The organism is Streptomyces sp. NPDC047117 (genome assembly GCF_040643545.1).
GTDB lineage: Bacteria > Actinomycetota > Actinomycetes > Streptomycetales > Streptomycetaceae > Streptomyces.
Genome location: NZ_JBEYUN010000010.1, coordinates 201343 through 218317 on the forward strand (window position 1 = coordinate 201343; position 16975 = coordinate 218317).

Genomic DNA, 16975 nt, shown 5'->3' on the forward strand with positions numbered 1-16975 from the left:
GGCTAGGACGCGGACGGCCTCCAGTCTCCCAGCCAGTCGGCGCTCTCGTACGCGGTCGCCTGCTGATCCGTCAGCTGGGGGCGGTCCGCACCGGCCGGGCCCGCGCCCGGGCCGGTGTTGGCGTATTCGGCGAAGCGGTCGTCCTTCCAGGAGAAGCCGCCCATGTCCGTCCAGGGAGCGGTCTTCACCGCGGCGCTCAGGCGGGTGTCGCGGACGACGGTCTGGGGGTCGAGGGTGGCGTCGCCGCCCGCGTGCCAGGGCCGTCCGAGGTAGTGGCTGCGGTCGCCGACGCCGCCCTCGACGGCCGAGCCAATGATCAGGAAGCCCTTGTTCCCGGCGGCCGTGGACGGCGCGGTGACATACCCCGCCGACGTCCCGTCCCAGCGCTTCTTCAGGGTGAGGACGGACCGGTCGATCACGGCGGTGGCCCGGCCGAAGACGAAGTCGACGTTGCCGACGACCGTGGACCGGTCGACGTACACCCGCCCGCGCTTGTCCTTCGCGGCGGTGTCGAGGAGCAGGGTGTCCTGGTCGCCCTTGACGACGATCTGCCGGAGCACCACCTTGTCCGCCGCGGTACGCAACGCGACCGCCTGGTGGCCCTCCTGGCCCTGGTGGGCGGCCTCGTCGAAGTCGTTGCTGACGGTGAGGTTGCGCAGCTGGAAGTCGTCGGCCTCGACGGCGAGGGTGGCGCTGCCGGAGGTGCCGTACGTACCGCCGCCCGGCTTGGCCGTCCCCGCCGACCGGCCCTCGACGATCTGCGCGTCCGCCGCGGCCGGTCCGGTGCCCTGGATCGTGACGTGCGGCTTGTTCGCCGGCACCTTCACCGCCTCCCGGTACGTGCCCGGCTTGACGGCGATGACGATCCGCGCGGTGTTGCCGGACGGCACGGCGTCCACGGCGGCCTGCACGGTGCGGTACTGCCCACTGCCGTCCGCGGCAACGGTGAGGGTGGCGGCCGCGGGGGTCGCCTCGGTGCCCAGCGTGGCACGCGGCCCGGAGCCGGCTTTGACGAGGCCGGGCACATCGGCCGCAGCGTCGAGCGAGTACGGATAGTACGTCTTCGGGTCGAAGGCCGTGCCCCCGCTCTCGTTGCGCCCCTCGGTGCCCTTGAAGACGTTGCCGCGCTGCACCAGCGAGGCGGTGTCGTCCTTGATGACGGGGTTGTCGACGCCGTCGAAGTAGCTGTTCTCCAGGAGCATGCTGGTCCGGCCGCGGGAGTAGTTCCCGTACGAGGACGTGATGCCGGTGCCCGGCTCGTCCTGGAGGTAGTTGTTGTAGAGGTGCGCGTGCGCGACGTTGTCCGTGGACGGGTTGCGCTGCTCGGTCTCGCGGAACCAGTTGTGGTGGACGGTGATGTCGGCCGTGACGTTGTCGGTCCAGCCGATGCCGAACGCCTTGTTGTGGTTCTCCAGCCGGTTCCAGGAGACCGTCAGGTACGTGGTGTCCGTGCGGCTGTCGATCAGCCCGTCGGCCATGTGGCGCAGGTCGTTGTGGTCGATCCACACGTGGTGCGCGCCGTCCATCTGCACCGCGTCCCAGTCGTGCTCCTTGTCGTTCCAGGTCCCGGCGTAGGAGTCGCGGATCGTGAGGTTGCGGATGATCACGTTGTGGACGCCCTGGCCGAGGAAGAAACCGCCGCCGACGATCTCGCCGGAGGTCCCGGCCCCCACGATCGTCTTGTCGGACGCGACCTTGATCTCCTTGCCCTTGGGGTCCATCGTGATCGCGCCGTCGACGACGATGACGTACGGCGCCGCGGCGGTGGCGTACTTCTCCAGGTCGGCGAGCGACCGTACGGTGACGGTCTTCCCGTCCCGCCCGCCGTAGGTGCCGTTCTGGCCGAGCGCGTTCACGGAGGCGAAGCCGTCCGCCGCCTCCCCGGCCCGGGCGGGGGCCGCCGCGGCGGGCCGCCCGGCGCCGCCGGTGCCTTCCACCGCTTCCGCGCCCGTCGCACCGAAAGCGCCGAAGGCACCGCCGCAGGCGAGGCCCGTGGCGACGAGCGCGCCCAGCGGCACGCCCGCTCGCAGGCCCCACCCGGCACCTGCTCCGCGCCGCCCGTGCCGTCCCTTGCGCGCGCGAGGTGTTCTGTCGCGTCGTGTTGCCATCTCCCGGCCTCTCCCGAAGTCGCTTGTCCGGCTCTTCGGGCAGTGGTCGCCGGTGGGACGGAAAAGGTTGCCGGGTGGGCGGGCCGAGGGTCAGTGCCGGGTGAGCGGCCGGTGGTCGTCGCCGGTTCAGGTACTAGAACGGCATCCGGCCGCGGGCGCGCCGGCCGGCCGAGCCGCTGCGGCCCACTGCCTTGGAACTGCTGCTGAAGGGCTTGCTGAGGACTCGGCCCAGGAGGCCGGGGGCCCTGCCGCCGGCCCGCGACCCGGCGTGCAGCGTGCGCTGGGTGCCACGCTGCGGGTGGCGGGACAGCCGGGGCACCAGGAAGGCCAGGACTGCCAGAACGACGCATACGGCGACTATGCCGAGAATCATCATGGAGGCTCCTTGGTCGAGGCGTATGTCCCGTGTGCCCCGCAAGACCCGGCCCATGCGGCGCGGTCACTGCCGTACGGCACCGGCAAGCCATCCGCAGCCGGCCCAGGGGACCGCGACGCGGCGTGTCAGCGCGCGAACTTCGCGATGGCCGCAGGCGTGACCGGGGTGAAGAAGTTGACGAGATTGCCGTCCGGGTCGCGGAACAGCAGCGCCCGGTTGCCCCAGGGCATCGTGGTGGGCTCGTTGACGAAGTCGGTGACGAAGCCGGTCAGGTTCCGGTGCACACGGTCCACGTCGTCGACGAGGAACTCGATGATCACGCTGTGGTTGGCCGCCGGGCGGGCGGAACCCGGCGCGAACAGGTCGACGGTGCGCGCGCCGGCGATCGCGAGGGTGGCGTGCGGGGTCCCGATTTCGGCGAACTCCTCGGTGGCCCAGGTCGCCGCCACCCCCGTGGCGCGCTCGTAGAACTCGACGAGGCGCGCGACGTCGCCGGTGATGATGCGGATCGAGACGAAGTTCATGGGTTCTCCTCGGCAGTGCTGAAGTCGTGCGCTCCGCAGGCTAGGAGAAATAGTGGACAGAATCGGTCCAGTATTCGCCGTACGCTGGGCACATGCCCCGACCCACCGGCCGCGTACTGACACTCCTGGAGCTCCTGCAGTCGGGCGGCACCCGCACCATGGCCGAACTCGCCGACCGGCTCGGCGTCGACGGACGCACCGTGCGGCGGTACGTGGACCACCTGCTCGACCTCGACGTACCCGTGGAGTCGGTGCGCGGCCGCTACGGCGGGTACCGGCTCGCCCCCGGTTACCGCCTGCCGCCGCTCATGCTCGGCGACGACGAGGCGCTGGCCGTGCTCCTCGGCCTGGAAGCCGGCCGGCGGACGGGGCTGACGACCACGGAGCACACGGCGAGCGAGACGGCCGCGGCCAAGATCCGGCGCGTACTGCCCCGGCACGTCGCCCACCGGCTCGACGCGCTGCTGGAGTCCGTCGCCTTCACGGACCGGCCCGGTGAGTTCGACAATCCGAACGCCGAGATCCTGCTGACCGTCGCCGACGCGGTGCGCCACTGCCGGCCGGTCGCGATCCGGTACACCGACCGTACGGACCGCCCCAGCGAGCGCACGCTGCACGCGTACGGGATCGTCGCCCACGCGGGCCGGTGGTACGTCACGGGCAGGGACGCCGGGATCGGCGAGAACCGGACCTTCCGCCTCGATCGCATCGCGGACGCGCGGACCCTGCCCGGATCGTTCGAAGTGCCGGACGGGCCGGGCCCGGCCCAGCGCGTACTGTCAGGCTTCGCCACGGCCGACTACCGGCACGAGGTGACCCTGCGGATCCAGGGCACGACCGAGCAGATCCGCACCCGCCTGCCCGCCGGTGTCGCGACCCTGGAGGAGCTGGAGGCCGCGTCCGGCGAGGAGCTGGCTCCCGCGGCGGGCGAGGAACTGGAGGCCGCGGCGGGCGAGGGCGGGACGCCCGAGCCCTGGCTGCGCGTCGAGATTCGGGCGGAGCGGCTCGACTGGTTGCCGCCGGTACTCGCCGCTCTCGACCTGCCCTTCGTCATCGAGCGCCCCAGCGAACTCCGCGACCTCGTCCTCGCTTTCGCCGACCGCCTCGCACACCGCGCCCGCCAAGGCTGAGCGGGGGACACGTTGGCGGCTCACATGTGGGAAGCGCGCCACAGAGTGTGCTCGCGCGAGATGGCGTCCTCCGCGTTGGCCACGAAGGTCGCCCATTCCGCCTCGGTCTCCGGGCGTTGGGCGCGGAAGGCGATCGTCGCCAACTCGTGCCGAGCGACGGCGTACGCGACGGCGAGGGTCTTGTGCTGCTTGGTCTGCACCCACGCGGTGCCGCCCGCGGCGAGCGCCGCGCACACGCCGAGCAGGTCCACGTCGATGACGCCCGTCACCTTCGCGACGCCCGCGCAGACCCCGAGCAGTTCGAGGACCGTGAGCGTGAGCGCCCACACCGTGCTTCTGCGCTCGTTCCACCGCGATTTGGAGCCGTACCACTCACGCTGGCCCTCGATGCGTTCGTGCAGGTAGATCGCCCGGCGTTCCTCCAGGGGCAGCCGGCGCACCCGCGTCATCCCGGTGGTGACCTGCTCCGGTGTGCCCCCGTCGGGGACGAGCCAGGCGGCCTCGACATCGGCCTCGATCTCGGCGAACCGGGTCAGCAGCAACTCGGCGGCGGTTTCGTCCTCGGTCTCCTCGGTGCCCATCGGGCTGCCGCCGACCATATAGCGCCAGGTGAGCGTCTTGGCCGACTCGGCGACCGCGCGCCCCTCGTACCAGATGCGGTCCGGGCGTTCCTTGAGCAGATACACCTCGGTGACCACGGCCGCGCAGAACGCCACCACCGATCCGGCCGCTGCGACGTCCGCGCCGTTGACCTGCCAGCTGAACACGCCCAGTGCGGCCGCGGCGATCAGCGCTCCCAGCTGGCACTTGGTCGCCAGCAGGTAACGCCGTTGCCCCCGAAGGGAGTTGACGTCGGCGGCCCTGAAGAGCGCCGGAAAGTCCTCGTATACAGGCATGGTCCCCCGTTCGATGTCCCGTCCTACTTACCCGGCTTCCGCTCGAAGCTCTTGCCGTTCCAGGTGAAGGTGCGCTCGACCCGCAACGAAGGGCAGCAGAAAGGGTCGTCAGGAGTGTAGGCGGCGAGGTTGAGCGTCACGGACTTCCCGGAGAAGGAGACGCCGCCAACCCTCGGTCCAGGGCCGTTCGCCTTCTCCGCGGCGCTGAGAAGCACCCCGATACGCCGCGGGGCGTCCGGAGACGACGAGCCGTCGTACACCTCCAGCTGCTGGGGATAGGTGGAGGCCTGGTGGCGGCAGGTGAACCAGACGAAGGCGTCGGGCACTCCCGTACCACGTACGTCGGCAAACCGGGTGTCCAGAATCTCGACCCCTTCGTTGCCCGCGCCGGTGCAGTCGATGTCGTCGATCACGGTGGCCCAGTCCGTGTCCGCCAGTGGCGTCGCTTCGGGCGAGCCGGGCTCGCCCGGTGGCGCCTTCTCGCCGGTGGCCTCTGTGGTGCGGGAGTGGTCCTTGCCCTTCGCGTTGTCGCCCGCCTCCGGACCCCCGCAGCCGGCGACGAGCAGGGTCGCGAGGAGCGCCAGCAGAACGGACAGGCACAGCAGGAGTGAACGGCCCAGGGGCCGCCGGGCACTGGGGACGGAGCGCGTCATCGTCTGCTCTCCTCGGTCGAGTGCGGCTGGAGCGGGAGGACCGGTTGGTCGCGGATGCGCGAGGGGTCGGCGCAGATCTGTGCGGCGACGCCGGTGGCACCGGTCAGTTCGGGGGTGTTCCGTGTGCGGTGCAGTGCCTTGCCGACCAGGCGGCACAGGTGCCGTTCGGTGCTGCCCTGCCACAGTCGCACCGCCCCGTCCGCACCGCCGCTGACCAGCCGGTTTCCGTCCGGGGACCAGCTCAGGGCCGTGACGCGTCCGTCGTGCGCCTTCTCCCTGAGCTGTGGCGGCGCGTCCCGGCGCGGTTCCCACCAGCGGATGGTCCCCGCGCCGTCGCCTGCGGCCAGCCGCGTGGAGTCCGGGGACCAGGCCAGCGCCTCGACGGAGCTGTCTCCGGACCTGAGCACGTCCGGCAGCGGTGTGCCGGTCTCGCCGTCCCACAGCCGGATCGTGCCGTCCACGCCACCGACGGCGATCAGCTTGCCGTCCGGCGACCAGGCCATGCTGCGCCCCAGGTGCGAGGACTCCTTCGGGGCAGCACCCCAGGGCTGCCCGCTCGCGGCGTCCCAGAGGTGCAGGGAGCCGTCGGGCAGCACGGCGGCCACGTGTCGGCTGTCCGGGGACCAGGCCACGGAGCGCGCCCCCCGACCGTGTTGTTCCGCCCCGCCGGTGGCGTCCCGCGGCTGACGGCGCACGGGCTTTCCGGTGGTGGCGTGCCAGATCCGGACCGTACCGTCGCGCGTCCCGGAGGCGACGCGCGTCCCGTCCGGGGACCAGGCAGCGGCGGTGGCACCCCCACTGCCCCACCAGTGCGCGCCGGTGGCCGCACCGCCGGGCAGCGTACGTGGCAGCAGGCCGTCCTGCCCCGCCCTCAGCAGGTGACGCCCCTTCGGATCCCATGCGACGGCCGTGACGTCGTCGCCCGCCCGGCGCCGCCGCTGCGGACTGTCGAGGACGGGTTTACCCGTACGGGGATCCCAGGCCCACACGGTGCCGTCGCCACTGCCGCCGGCGATGTGACGGCCGTCCGACGACCAGGCCACGGAGCTGATGGTCTCGGTGGGTCCGGACAAACGGGCCTCGGGCGGCGGCGGAGGTGCGACCTCCCACACGCGCATGACGGGCTTCGCCGGTCCGTTCTGGCCGTCCGACGCGTCGCTGACGAACGTGCCCGCCAGGAAACGGCCGTCGGGAGACCAGGCGAGTCCGCCGGTGAGCGAGCGGCTGCTGTCCCGGCCGAGTGCCGGGCCGACCGGTTCACCGGTGTCCGGATCCCACAGCCGGAGGGTGCCGGCGAAGTCGGCCGCGGCCACCCGAGTGCCATCGGGCGACCAGCTGATCTCACTGACCCCGCCGCCGAGCCGGTCGGACGAAGAAGCCGTGACCTTCCCCGTACGCCCGTCCCGCCAGGTGATGCGCCCGTCCCTGCTCCCGACGGCGATACGGCGGCCGTCCGGGGACCAGGACGGCTTCATGAACTCGCGCCCCGCCCGCGCGGTCCACAGCAGCCTGCCCCGTCGTACGTCCCAGACCTTGATCGACTCGAAGGCGAGGGAGCACAGGAACCTGCCGTCGGGCGACCAGGACAGACCGTAGATCCTCTCCGACGACCGCGACCGGGGCAGCGGATCCTTCACGAGCGGTCGGCCGGTCCCGACACTCCACAGGCTGACGCCGTCCCGCCCCCTGGCCACGGCGAGCGTGTCCCCCTCCCGGGAGAACTCCATGGCGGTGACGATGGCGTTGTCGTCCGGCAGCGCGTACGGCCCCGCGGTGACCTTGCCGGAGGCGCTGTCGCGCACGGCGTAGGCGGGCGGGCCGTACGTGGATTCCCTGCGGGACAGCAGCAACGACCGGCCGTTCCCGCTCCACTGGACCGAGTTGAGCCGCAGCCGGTCGAATTTGAGCTCGGCGGGCTTCCGGTACAGAACGGCCTTCCTGCCCTCCCGCACGTTCCAGCCGGCCACTCCTTGGGTCGTGTCGGCCACCCAGATCCGCGAGCCGTCCGGGGACCATCGCACCGAGGCGTCGAAGAAATCCTGCGCCGGAACCTCACCGACCAGCCGCGCCTTCCAGGAGTCGAGCCCGCGTACCGCAGCCGCGAACGCCGCACGGGCCTCGGGGAGAGGCGGGGTGACGCGCTGTTCTGCCGCGATGGCGTAGCCAAGAGCCGCGTACGGGTCGGTGGCGTTGCGGGACTGCGCCGCGTACTGGCGGACTTCGGCGAGCGCCGTCTGCTCCCGGGCCGTGTTCCGCTGCTGCACCGCGGTCACGGCGGCGAGTGCGGCGATGACCGCGAGGGCGGCCAGGACGGCGGTCGTCAGCAGGACGTGGCGCCGCGACCTGCGGTGCTGGCGGATGTCCTCACCGATCAGTCTGTCCTTGGCGATGCCGCGCAGGGGGGCCGCCAGGGTGGCCACCGCTGTGCGAAACTCCGGGTCGCGCAGCGACAGTTCGGGCCTGGTGCGGGCCCACCCCAGGAGCACCGCGTTGGGCTCCTCCCGGAAGCGGCCCGACAGGCATCTCGGCAGTGCGGTCGTGCGCCGCCAGTCAAAATCGCCCAGGGCCGTGTCCCAGGCCATACCGGGTGGCTGACGGCTGCCATCGGGGGGCGGGTCGGTGAGGACGATCACGAGGTTGTCGACGCCCCGGTGGGTGCACCAGTACTCGACCTCCTGCTCGACCCAGGGCGCCCGGGCCGACTGCTCGCAGGCCAGGAGGACGAAGAAGCGGGACGCGTCGATCGCTTCCCGGAGGGAACTCCACAGCTGGGAGCTCGCGGCCAGGCTGCCCTCGTCGCGGAAGACCCGCAGGGCGCGCAGCCGGTACCACGGTTTGGCGAAGGCGTGCAGACCGTGCTGGAGGCCGCGGGCCACTTCACCGTCGGCGGCCCTGCTGTACGAGAGGAAGGCGTCGTACGCGAACTGCTCCTCCGGCCCCTGGGGCACGGTGGGGAGCCCGCCGCCGGATAATCGGCGTGCGGCCAGGAAACGAGGGACCCTCACCACGGTGCCAGACTCCCGGAAGCCGCTGTACGCGTCCAATCACTTCGATGCTGACGACACAGATTGGCAGAGCGGGGCGGGAGGGGGAAGAGGGCCGTGCGGTGCGGGATTTCCGTGGGCTGGGCTCCGGCAGCGCGCCGTCCGGCTCCGCCCCTATCGGTGCAGGAGCGGAGCCGGACGGCCCGAGGTGGTTCAGCCGCCGATGCCCTTCGGGTTGAGGTGGGCGATCCGGCCGCTTTCCGTGCCGTCCGAAGGGTCGATCATGCAGTCGATGAGTGCCGGGGTACGCGCTGCCAGGGCCTCGCGCAGCGCGGCGGCGACCTCGGCGGGCGTCGTCGCCCGGTACCCCTTGCCGCCGAAGGCCTCGATCATCACGTCGTGGCGGGCCTTGAGGGCGGTCGGCGCCGGGTCGTCGGTCGGTGAGGCGCCGTCGCCCCGGTAGACGCCGCTGTTGTTGAAGACGAGCGTGACGATGGGCAGGTGGTAGCGGCAGATGGTCTCCACTTCCATGCCGCTGAATCCGAAGGCGCTGTCGCCTTCGAGGGCGACGACCGGTTCGCCGGTCTCGACGGCGGCCGCGATCGCGTAGCCCATGCCGATGCCCATGACGCCCCAGGTACCGCTGTCCAGCCGGCGGCGCGGGGACGACATGCCGATGGCGCTGCGGGCGAGGTCGAGTGTGTTGGCCCCTTCGTTGACGAGGTAGGTACGCGGGTTCTCCGCCAGTACGTCGCGGATCGCCTGCAGCGCGCCCATGAACTTCATGGGGCTCGCGGTCCTGGCGGCTTCGAGGCGCTTCGCCATCTTGGCGACGTTCTGTTCCGTGCGGGCGGCGAGTTCCTCCCGCCACTGGCCCGGTACCGCGATCCGGCCGGGCTTGCTCCGCTCGGTGAGCGCCTCCATGACCGAGCCCACGTCACCGACGAGGGGCGCCGCGATGGGCTGGTTGCTGTCCATCTCGGCGGCGGCGATGTCGACCTGGACGAACTTGGCGTCCGGACTCCACTGGGGCGCCTCGCCGTGTCCGAGGAGCCAGTTGAGCCGCGCGCCGACGAGCATCACCACGTCGGCGCGGCGCAGGGCGAGGGACCGGGCGGTGGCCGCCGACTGCGGGTGGTCGTCGGGCAGCAGGCCCTTGGCCATCGACATCGGCAGGTAGGGCACTCCGGTGGCCTCGACGAACTCGCGGATCTGCGCGTCCGCCTGCGCGTACGCGGCCCCCTTGCCCAGCACGACCAGCGGCCGTTCGGCGTTGGCGAGCAGGTCGATCGCGCGGTCGACGGCTTCGGGTTCGGGCAGCTGGCGCGGTGCGGGATCGACGGGGGCCCACAGCGAGGCCGCGCCCTTCTCGGCGTCGATGACCTCGCCCAGGACGGCGGCGGGGATGTCGAGGTAGACGCCGCCGGGACGGCCGGAGACCGCGGTGCGGAGGGCGCGGGCGATGCCGCGGCCGATGTCCTCGGCGCGGTGGACGCGGTACGCCGCCTTGGCGAAGGGCCTGGCCGCCGCCAGCTGGTCCATCTCCTCGTAGTCGCCCCGCTGGAGGTCGACCAGGTGCCGTTCGCTGGACCCGGAGATCTGGACCATCGGGAAGCAGTTCGTGGTGGCGTTGGCGAGCGCCACGAGGCCGTTGAGGAATCCCGGAGCGGACACCGTCAGGCAGATGCCCGGCCTCTTCGTCAGGAATCCGGCCGCGGCCGCGGCGTGCCCGGCGTCGCTCTCGTGCCGGAAGCCGATGTAGCGGAGTCCTTCGCGCTGGGCGAGGCGCGCCAGGTCGGTGATCGGGATGCCGACCACACCGTAGAGGTTCTGCACCCCGTTGAGTTTGAGCGCGTCGACGACCAGGTGGATTCCGTCGGTGAGGGTGGCCGGGGCGTCATCGGCACCCCCGTTCGCCGTTTCCGGGATGGTTGCGTCGGTCATGGTCAGGATCCTCCCTGGACGGTTGCGCTCTGGGTCGTACCTCAGTACGTCAGTACGTCATGGAACTCGCGGGCACTCGGCTATGCGATCGGTCCCGGCCGCACCCCGGCGGGTGTGCGTGCGGCACGGGGCGCACTGCACGCACATCCGTCGATCGTTCCGCCGGCCGTGCCCGTAGGGCGGCCTCGCGGCCGTCAGACCGCCTCGCGGCTGATGGGCTGCGGGTTGGGTGTGATGCCCCGTGCTCGGGGCCGGCCCGGCTGGCTCAGCGTGAGGGCGACCAGGGCCGACGCCATGGAGATCACACCGGCGAGGGCGTAGGCGCCGTAATAGCCCCAGTCCTCGACCACCATGGCGCCCATGCCGCCGCCGAAGAGGCCGCTGACCAGCTTGCCGCTGTAGACGATGCCGTAGTTGGTGGCGTTGTAGTTCTCACCGAAGTAGTCCGGCGTGAGGGCCGCGAACATCGGGAAGAACGCGCCGCCGCCGAATCCGGAGAGGAAGGCGAAGGCCAGGAACAGCCACTCGTTGTGCGTCTTGCCGGCCCAGATCACCCCGAACTGGGCCAGGCCCAGGATCACGATGATGTACACCAGGGTCTGCTTGCGGCCCAGCATGTCCGACAGCCAGCCCGTGATCGCCCGCCCGACGCCGTTGACGACGGACATGACGCCCATGGAGGACGCGGCCACCAGCGGCCCGAAGCCGACGTCCTTGGCGAAGGCGACCTGGAAGGAGATGCCGAAGATCGACACACCGCCGCACATCACCAGGCTGAACCACATCAGCGGGAGCCGGCCGGTCTTCATGGCTTCCTTGGGCGTGTACTGCCGCACCGCCGGCGGGTTCTTCTGGAGGCTGCGGGTGTTCTTCGGCGCGCTGGCGTACGTCAGCGGGTCGACGTGGCTCGGCCACCAGTTCTTCGGCGGGTCCTTGAAGAAGTAGGCGCAGACGGCCACGATCACCAGCACGTACACGCCGATGAGGTCCAGCACCTCGTTGTAATTGCTGGTGTCGAAGGCGTAGTTGAAGATGAAGATGAAGGGCAGCGCGCCATAGGCGAAGCCGCCGTTCACGAACCCCGTCTTCGCTCCGCGCCGTTCCGGGAACCACTTGCCCACCATGTTGATGCACGTGGCGTACACCAGACCGGAGCCGATGCCGCCCACCACACCGAAGCCGAGGATGGCGAGCCACACGTTGTCCATGTGCGACAGGCTCGCGAAGCTGATGAGGTTCAGCACCGCGCCGATGTACATGGCACCCCTGGCGGTGAGGATGCCCCGCTCCCGCAGCCAGCCGGCCGGGAAGGCGATGCCCGCCTGGGAGAAGACCCAGATGCTGAGGATCCAGAAGGTGTCCGTCTGGCTCCAGCCGTGGGCGTGCCCGAGTGTGTCCTCCGCCGATCCGTAGGCGTACTCCGACACGCTGATGGCCATCATCGCGATCCACGGAAGGTAGACCATCAGCTTGCGCGAGTGACCGAGGATGTCCCGGTCCGTCTCGCCCAGTCGGTATACGCGTCCTCTGCTGTCCGTGACTTCCCGGTACGCCGTCGTCGGCCCACCGGGGACTTGCTGCCGTTCTGAGGTCATGTTGTCCCCTTGGCATCGAGAAGAACCCGAACTGCGCCTCCTGTCTCACCCCTTCCTTCCTCCACACGGCTGTTGCGGCAGCCGCTGCGTCCGCGTACGGACCCGGCGTCCTAGAGCAGTCCTGCCGCGCGTGCCCAGCGGTACTTCGCGCCCAGCGCCGCCACCGGCTTCTCCGTGGTGTAGGGGTAGGCGACGACACCGTGCTCGAAGAGGTACTGGCAGGCCTCCTCGACCTCGACGTCGCCCGCGAGCGACGCCACCACCGGCTTCTCGATCCCCTTCTCCCGCGCCTCGGCCACGGCCTTCGCCGTCAGCTCGGCGAAGACCATCGGCGGGGTCACGATCGTGTGCCAGTAGCCCAGCACGAGCGCGTGGATGCGGGGGTCCTCCAGGCCGAGCCGGATGGTCGCTTCGTAGGTGGCGGGCGGCTCGCCCCCGGTGATGTCGATCGGGTTGCCGGCGGCACCGAAGGGCGGGATGAAGCCGCGGAACGCCTCGTCGAGGTCCGGCGGGATCTCCATCAGCGACAGCCCGTTGTCGACGATGGCGTCCGAGAGCAGCACGCCGGAGCCGCCGGCACCGGTGATGATGACGACGTTGGCGCCCTTCGGCGCGGGCATGACGGGCAGCGCCCGGGCGTAGTCCAGCATCTCGTTCAGTCCGGGCGCGCGGATCACGCCCGCCTGGCGCAGCACGTCGTCGTAGACGGCGTCGTCCCCGGCGAGTGCGCCCGTGTGCGAACCGGCCGCCTTCGCTCCCGCGCTGGTCCGCCCGGCCTTGAGCACCACGACGGGCTTCTTCGGCACGGTGGCGCGGGCCGCCTCGACGAAAGCCCGGCCGTCCTTGAGGTCCTCCAGGTGCATGGCGATGCACTGGGTATGGGGGTCCTCGCCGAAGTAGGTCAGCAGGTCGTCCTCGTCCACGTCGGACTTGTTGCCGAGGCCGACGATGGCCGAGACGCCGGTCTTCGTGGTGCGCGCGAAGCCCAGGATCGCCATGCCGATGCCGCCGGACTGCGAGGTGAGGGCGACCCCGCCCTTCACGTCGTACGGTGTGCAGAAGGTCGCGCACAGGTCCTGCCACGGCGAGTAGTAGCCGTAGATGTTCGGACCCAGCAGGCGTACCCCGTGCTCCTCGGCGATCTCCACGATCCGCTGCTGGAGCGCGTGCTCGCCGGTCTCCGCGAAGCCGGAGGGGATGAGCACGGCGTTGGGAATGCCCTTGCGGCCCACCTCCTCAAGAGCCGACGGCACGAACTTCGCCGGGATGGCGAACACCGCCACGTCGACGTCGCCCGGCACGTCCGTCACGGACTTGTACGCCTTGCGGCCCAGGATGTCGTCGGCCTTGGGGTTCACCGGGTGGATCTCGCCGGGGAAACCGCCGTCGATGAGGTTGCGCATCACCGAGTTGCCGATCTTTCCCTGCTCGTTCGAGGCACCGATGACGGTGACGGACCGCGGCTCCATCAGCCGCCGCATCGCCCCGAGGATCTCCTCGCGCGGGTAGCGGCGCCGCTCGGCGGGCTGCCCGTCACTGAGCAGGATGCGTACGTCGGCGGCGATCACCCCGTCCTCCGTCGCGAACACCGGGTTGAGGTCCACCTCGGCGATCTCGGGGAAGTCGGCGGCGAGCCGGGAGACCTTGACGATGAGTCCGGCGAGCGCCTCCCGGTCCACGGCCTTCCCGCCGCGCACGCCGTTCAGTACGTCCGCCGCCTTGATCGAGTCGAGCATCGACAGGGCGTCGTCGTGGCCGGCCGGGGCGAGGCGGAAGGTGATGTCCTTGAGCACCTCCACCAGCACACCGCCGAGCCCGAAGGCCACCACCTTGCCGAAGGTGGGGTCGGTGACGGCACCGACCAGCACTTCCTGCCCGGTCGGCACCATCTGCTGCACCTGCACGCCGGTGATGCCTGCTTCCGGGTCGTACGCCTTCGCGTTGGCGACGATCTCGGTGAACGCGGTGCGCACCTCCGCCACCGAGGCCACGCCGATCCGTACCCCGCCCGCGTCCGTCTTGTGCAGGATCTGCGGGGAGACGATCTTCATGGCGACCGGGAAGCCGATGCGGTCCGCCAGGGCCACCGCCTCGTCGGCGGTCGTCGCCAGCTCCTCGGCAGGTGTCGGGATGGCGTACGCGTCGGTGATCCGCTTGCCTTCGGGGGCCGTCAGGGCCGTACGCCCCTCCGCCCGGGCCGCGTCCAGTACCTCGCGCACGGCCTTCGTGTCGAACGACATGGGTCAGATCACTCCGTTCGCCTTGAGCAGCGCCAGTTCCTCTTCGGAAAGCCCGAGTTCGCTCCCGTACACCTCTTCGTTGTGCTCGCCGAGCAGCGGCGAAGAGGTGATCTCCACCGGGGAGTCGGAGAGCTTCATGGGCGAGCCGACGGTGGTGAAGGTGCCGCGCTCGGGGTGCTCGACCTGGACGATCATGCCGTTGGCGGCCAGTGACTCGTCCTCGATGATTTCCTTCGTGGAGAGGATCGGGCCGCACGGGATGTTGTGGGCGTTGAGCGCCCCCAGCACCTCCCACTTGGGCAGCGTGGCCGACCACTCCTCGATCAGCTGGAACATCTTGTCCAGCTTCGGCAGCCGCGCCTCCGGGGTGTTCCAGTCCGGGTCCTCGGCCAGCTCGGGCCGGCCGATGAGCTTCGCGAGCGGCTCCCAGCCGACCGGCTGCACGATCACGTAGACGTAGTCGTTGGGGCCGCCGGGCGCGCACTTCACGGCCCAGCCGGGCTGTCCGCCACCGGAGGCGTTGCCGGAGCGCGGCACCTCGTCGCCGAAGTCGTCGTTCGGGTACTCGTTCAACGGGCCGTGGGCCAGCCGCTGGTGGTCGCGGAGCTTCACGCGGCACAGGTTCAGCACCGAGTGCTGCATGGCCACCGTCACCCGCTGCCCGCGCCCGGTCCTCTCGCGCTGGAGCAGCGCCGCGAGGATGCCGGTCACCAGATGCACGCCGGTGCCCGAGTCGCCGATCTGCGCGCCGGTGGCCGTGGGCGGGCCGTCCTCGAATCCGGTCGTGGACATGGAGCCGCCCATCGCCTGGGCGACGACCTCGTACGCCTTGTAGGAGGTGTACGGGCCCTCGCCGAAGCCCTTGATGGAGGCGAAGACCAGCCGCGGGTTGATCTGCTTGATGCGGTCCCAGGTGAACCCCATCCGGTCGACCGCGCCCGGCCCGAAGTTCTCCACCATCACGTCGCTGCGCCGGATCAGCTCGGTGAGCAGCTCCTTGCCGCGGTCGGTCTTGGTGTTGAGGGTGATGCTGCGCTTGTTGCAGTTCAACATCGTGAAGTAGAGCGAGTCGACGTCCGGGACGTCCCGCAGCTGCTTGCGGGTGATGTCGCCGCTCGTCGCCTCCACCTTGATCACGTCGGCGCCGAACCAGGCCAGCAACTGCGTGGCGGAGGGGCCTGACTGTACGTGCGTCATGTCGAGGACACGTACGCCGTCGAGTGCCTTGGTCGTCACTGTGGTCACCTCACTTGTCCGTGGTGGGTCCGTGGTTCCGGGACACAGGCGTGCGGAGCGCACCGGATGTTCGGGATGGCGGCCTGTGCGACCGGAGGGAAGAGCGCAACGAACCTCCTCGCCGTGGCTGCCCGGCGTGCGGGCCGACTGGCCGTACGACTGCGGGGCCCAGAGAAACGAATACTGTATGCAATGCGTGGGTGTCCAGGGCCGCGCAGGAAGTTCCAGGTGAGACGCGAGGGGGCGCCGCGTCCGGTGATGCCACATCAGATCGCACTGTCGCGAAAGGGTTCGCAGCCGAACACCGAAGGAATACTGTATGCAATCAGCATGGCGGACGCGACCCCGCGGTCACCTTCCGAGCCGTGCCCGACAGCCGTCGCGGACCACTCCGCCAACACTCCAGGGGGCGCCCCATGTCGTACCGCACCGGCCTCTCCCACGTCATGACCAGCGTCATCGAACCCTGCGCCGAACAGACCGGCAGGCACGGAAGGTTCCCCCGCGCCGCGGTGCGCGCGCTGGGCCGGGCCGGCCTCCTGGGACTCACCGTCTCCGCCGAAGCCGGCGGCGGGGGCCGGGGCCCGGCCGAGGCCGCCGAGGTGGTGCGGGAGATCTCCCGCGTCTGCCCGGCCACCGGGGCCGTACTGCGCTCCCACTACGCGGCCGTCGCCGTCATCGACGCCTACGGCAGCCCCTGGCTGCGCCGGAGGATCGCCGCCGGAGAGCACCTGAGCACACTGGCGCTGACGGAGGCCGGCGAGAGCGCGACAGGGGGTCCGGCTCCCGGGACGCGCTCGACGGCGACCCGCACCGGAGAGGTCGTGGCGCTCGGCGCGCGCAAGCGCGACGTGGTCGGGGCGGCGGAGGCGGACAGCTACCTCTGGTCCTCCCGGCCCGTCGACGGGCGCGACGGGATGACGCTCTGGCTCGTACCGGCGGACGCCGCGGGCCTGTTCGTGCCGGCCCGGCCGGACGGCGAGGGCCCGCGCGGCAGCGCGACCTCCACGGTCTGCGCCGATCCCGTCCTGGTCCCGGCGGGCGCGATGCTCGGGCCGAACGGCGGTGGGCTCGACCTCGTACTGGGCTCCGTCCTGCCGTGGCTGGCCGCGACGCCTGTCACCTCGACTGCCGGAGAGAGGCTGCCGATGCCGTGACCGCCGACGGGACAACCGGAAGGGCACAGACGGTAGACCGTATACAGTCTACGTGTATACGCTGCCGCCAGGCAGGTGGTACGGGGCCAACGGGCTTACCGGGCGCCCGCCTTGACCCAACGACGGCATGAC

The 16975-nt window shown here is 70.9% G+C and carries 12 protein-coding genes; 2 read left to right on the plus strand and 10 right to left on the minus strand.

Translation table 11 applies throughout. From position 1 onward, the window contains the following. Positions 1–2: 2 nt before the first annotated feature. The 3 genes from ABZ840_RS21250 to ABZ840_RS21260 all read right to left on the minus strand — a co-directional run bounded on the left by ABZ840_RS21250 (position 3) and on the right by ABZ840_RS21260 (position 3008). Positions 3–2108, minus strand: coding sequence for a pectinesterase family protein (locus tag ABZ840_RS21250; RefSeq protein ID WP_361561621.1), 2106 nt, complete (start codon positions 2106–2108; stop codon positions 3–5). Between the two features lie 133 nt (positions 2109–2241). Continuing rightward, on the minus strand, positions 2242–2484 hold the full coding sequence (locus ABZ840_RS21255; RefSeq protein ID WP_361561622.1) for a DUF6411 family protein: 243 nt from the start codon (positions 2482–2484) through the stop codon (positions 2242–2244). A 125-nt stretch (positions 2485–2609) separates the two neighbouring features. Further along, positions 2610–3008, minus strand: a complete 399-nt coding sequence (locus ABZ840_RS21260) for a VOC family protein (protein WP_361561623.1) — start codon at positions 3006–3008, stop codon at positions 2610–2612. A gap of 92 nt (positions 3009–3100) precedes the next feature. Here ABZ840_RS21260 and ABZ840_RS21265 point away from each other — a divergent pair, with 92 nt between their 5' ends. Beyond that, a complete protein-coding gene (locus tag ABZ840_RS21265) occupies positions 3101–4138 on the plus strand; it encodes a WYL domain-containing protein (RefSeq protein ID WP_361561624.1) in 1038 nt (345 codons plus the stop codon). Between the two features lie 20 nt (positions 4139–4158). Here the strand turns inward: ABZ840_RS21265 and ABZ840_RS21270 are convergent, their stop codons facing one another. The 7 genes from ABZ840_RS21270 to frc form a co-directional block, all read right to left on the minus strand. Next, a complete protein-coding gene (locus ABZ840_RS21270) occupies positions 4159–5034 on the minus strand; it encodes a DUF4231 domain-containing protein (RefSeq protein ID WP_361561625.1) in 876 nt (291 codons plus the stop codon). A 23-nt stretch (positions 5035–5057) separates the two neighbouring features. Next, positions 5058–5687: a hypothetical protein gene (locus ABZ840_RS21275; RefSeq protein ID WP_361561626.1), complete on the minus strand. Its 630-nt coding sequence runs from the start codon at positions 5685–5687 to the stop codon at positions 5058–5060. Next, positions 5684–8635, minus strand: a complete 2952-nt coding sequence (locus ABZ840_RS21280) for a TIR domain-containing protein (protein ID WP_361561627.1) — start codon at positions 8633–8635, stop codon at positions 5684–5686. Before ABZ840_RS21280 ends, ABZ840_RS21275 begins: the two co-directional genes overlap by 4 nt. Before the next feature lie 249 nt (positions 8636–8884). Next, complete coding sequence (gene oxc, locus ABZ840_RS21285; protein WP_361561628.1) at positions 8885–10615, minus strand: oxalyl-CoA decarboxylase; 1731 nt, start codon at positions 10613–10615, stop codon at positions 8885–8887. A gap of 194 nt (positions 10616–10809) precedes the next feature. Continuing rightward, positions 10810–12210 carry an OFA family MFS transporter gene (locus ABZ840_RS21290; protein ID WP_361561629.1) on the minus strand — a complete coding sequence of 467 codons (1401 nt, stop codon included), beginning with the start codon at positions 12208–12210 and terminating at the stop codon, positions 10810–10812. Between the two features lie 110 nt (positions 12211–12320). Continuing rightward, entirely contained in the window at positions 12321–14450 is a 2130-nt protein-coding gene (locus tag ABZ840_RS21295) for an acetate--CoA ligase family protein (RefSeq protein WP_361561630.1), read from the minus strand. Positions 14451–14453: 3 nt separating this feature from the next. After that, positions 14454–15686: a formyl-CoA transferase gene (gene frc, locus ABZ840_RS21300; protein ID WP_361561631.1), complete on the minus strand. Its 1233-nt coding sequence runs from the start codon at positions 15684–15686 to the stop codon at positions 14454–14456. 416 nt (positions 15687–16102) lie between these two features. Here frc and ABZ840_RS21305 point away from each other — a divergent pair, with 416 nt between their 5' ends. Beyond that, complete coding sequence (locus ABZ840_RS21305; RefSeq protein ID WP_361561632.1) at positions 16103–16843, plus strand: acyl-CoA dehydrogenase family protein; 741 nt, start codon at positions 16103–16105, stop codon at positions 16841–16843. The last annotated feature ends 132 nt before the right edge of the window (positions 16844–16975 follow it).